At 52.7% G+C, this 2,967-nt stretch carries 2 protein-coding genes; one reads left to right on the top strand and one right to left on the bottom strand.

Annotated features, from left to right (window positions below):
• Nucleotides 1-572: 572 nt before the first annotated feature.
• Entirely contained in the window at nucleotides 573-1,172 is a 600-nt protein-coding gene (locus tag NJLHNGOC_RS15335) for a hypothetical protein (RefSeq protein ID WP_239021574.1), read from the top strand.
• Between the two features lie 506 nt (nucleotides 1,173-1,678).
• On the opposite strand, the gene NJLHNGOC_RS15330 is transcribed toward NJLHNGOC_RS15335, so the two are convergent.
• Nucleotides 1,679-2,806, bottom strand: coding sequence for a hypothetical protein (locus NJLHNGOC_RS15330; RefSeq protein WP_206059820.1), 1,128 nt, complete (start codon nucleotides 2,804-2,806; stop codon nucleotides 1,679-1,681).
• Nucleotides 2,807-2,967: the final 161 nt, after the last annotated feature.

Genomic DNA, 2,967 nt, shown 5'->3' with positions numbered 1-2,967 from the left:
GGCAATCTGCCTCGCTGCAACCGTCATCTTCTGGCTATGAGTCCTGAGCCTAGAGATATAGTGCGGGAAAGCGCCCAGATGAATGTAGAGGAATGGATTCTAACATTTCGTGACATTTTTCCGATTGCGACACGATATTCACGCCCGCACCAGGAAATGGCGACCCAAGCATCGATCCGATGGCGGTTCCATGCCTGTTTTCCATCGGCTTTCCCATTGCCCCGACCGTAATGATCCGCTGATACCTGATGGAAAGCATCGGGAATGACATGAACAGATGTCCGGTACGGACATATCCGATTGCCATTCAGGCACGACCCGCACCGCATTACCGCCATCAGCGACTGAGCAGCATCCTGCGTCTGCGGCCTGCCCCCGGCTTATCCGCAGGTGTCATTATATTACAAAAAAGCGATTGACTCTGCCCCCATGACGTTTCCTTAAATAGGCATAATATTAAGTATATCCTTACTGGATTGAATATAATTCTCCCTCTGCCCCCGTCATCAAGAGAGAAAATGACAATCTCCCCTTTCTCCCTCCCGAATGTTTCGCGCCGGCTCCCTTCATTCATGCACAACCGTTTCCTGTGCGCAATCATGATGCTGATGCCGTTAGGCGGCCTGACCGGCTGCGGCTATACCGATTCCAGAACGGCGCATCGGGCACAGCTGGCCATGATCGGCATGAAAAGCGACGAGGTGCAGTCGTGCGTGGGCGTTCCGGACAAAATCAAGAAACTGAACGACAATGTTCAGGTATTTGAGTATGTCCGCACCATCAACGTTCCTTCCGCCAATGATTCCACGCTCTTTCCATTACAGACCATTGTAAACCTGACGGAAACGACGCTCGGGGGCGCGGGGAAAACCTGTATTGCCGATATCCGTCTTGAAAACGACACGGTCACCGACCTGCATTACAGCGGCGATGATGACGAAATCGTCGGAACTGACGGTGTGTGTTCCATCGTTGCGCGTGGCTGCATCCGTAAACCGGTCAGTTCAATGCGGCATGTGAAGGCCGGCATATTCGGTCCGGTTTCGGCGTTCAGTTCCCCCAAGGAGCCTGACCAGTCGCCGACCACCACAGTCTCCGCCTCCCCCACCGCCGCCACACCGTCGTCCTCAGCAGCGCCTGCGGCGGCTGGGGGCATATCCGCCGCGCATTAGAATGTACCTTTCGGTTCAGTAGTATTAGGTTTCCCCGGCCATCATCTATCTAAATGGATGATGTGCCCTGAACATACAGCGCCAACCGCCCATGTAGAATGGGCATCGTATCTTTTCCCGTGATAAGAAATATATCCTGTCACGTTCCACCATATCGTTATTTTCAAATATTGAATCACAAACCCGGCAAGCATTGCAACGCTTCTGACCCCACAAAAAATACCGCCACAGGCCCATCTGCCCATGACGGTATTTCAGGGAATTTTCCACTGGCACGCATGACGATCACCATCAGATATGCCAGAGAAACCGGTTTATTTCCTTCAACAGGCCACAAAAGTAGTCGGTAGTATTAACTTTCATGGGAACGGAATACTTCCGTTCCCAATGAAAATCATTCCCACTCGATTATAAATTATTCAACATTCTATTTTAAATACAATGATTTATGGTGCAGTTTGATATTGGATACCATTAATGATACCATGTTAAGCGCTACCTCATACTCATCTGATGGCCCCAAATAGCTTTTTCAGATAGGTGCTTCCGCCCTCTTCCATGAATAACACATGGCGCCGCTCTAACTCGTCCTTCTTGGTAGGATCGCCCACGTTGAGCAGATCGGCGAACTTTGTCGGCGACAGGACGAAGGCATTCAAGATCAGCGGCGGTTCGCCCACCTTGGCCTGCCTGGCCAGCGTCGCCTCTAGGGTTTTCACTTCCTTATACAGCCCAAGCTTGGGGTTCGACAGGTCAAGATTGCGCAGCCCCTTCGGATCGACGAAGGTTAGCCACTGCTTTCCGCTGGAGTCGTCCACCAACCACAGAAGGAAGTCGGGATAGAAATTGCCCGCCAGCGCGAAACCCAGTCCTTTCTCTTCCCGATCAGCGTTGCGCAGCAGGTAAAGGCTGCGGGCGCCTATGGCAGCCTTGCCTTCCACTGATTTGTAGAACGCTTCCAGATCGCGAACAAATTCCCATTCGCTCGGAGCATCAAACGCCAGCGGACGCAGCTTCAAGGGTACTGCATCCTTGTCCTCCAACGCCAGCAGTGGGTAGTACAAATGCCGGGCGAAGCTGATGGCTACCATGTGCGGCGCGTTCCATTTGCTGGCCTCGCCGATCTTGCCGTCCGCCACCAGCTTCTTCAGCACTTCCAGCTTCGCCTGATATTCTCGACCGTCGTCGCTGTTCTCAATCTCGAATTGGTACAGCTTGAGCATCGACCCGTGGTCTTCATCAATGTGGATGATGTCGTAGAACTGGCCTTCGTATCCCTTCTTCAAGGCCTTGTAAAATCGGTCGGTGTAGTCCGTCAGCAGTCGAAGCAGAATGTCTTCTTGCTTGCGGATGTCAGCGAAGGTCGTCACGTTCAGTTCCGCCGCCGGGATGAACAGCGTGTACCAATCCTGCGTGCCCGCACAGAAGTCGATCAGCTTCTGCCGTTCCAACCGCAGGTTGCTCCAACTACGCTGCAACTTGTAATCCAGCAACGCCAGATAGATGCGATCCCAATTGAAAGCCGGGAACAGCGTCTGATTCAGCTTGCCCTTGTTGCGAACTTCTATCGTGAAGGTTCTACCCTTGTCCTTGCTGGATAGCGCTTCGACACGCGGGTACAGGTCGAGTACCACATGGGGGGGCTTGATCTTGCCTTGGAACTGCGTGGGTATTTCGTATAGCCATGGAAAGTGCGTGCGCTTGAACCCAAGTTTCTGGTTGTCCTTGTAGCCATCCTTCAGCGCTAGGCTCAGGACTCATAGCCAGAAGATGACGGTTGCAGCGAGGCAGATTG

Source organism: Novacetimonas cocois (genome assembly GCF_003311635.1).
Taxonomy (GTDB): Bacteria; Pseudomonadota; Alphaproteobacteria; order Acetobacterales; family Acetobacteraceae; genus Novacetimonas; species Novacetimonas cocois.
Note: the sequence above shows the minus strand (reverse complement) of the source record. Positions and strands in the feature narration are given on the sequence as shown.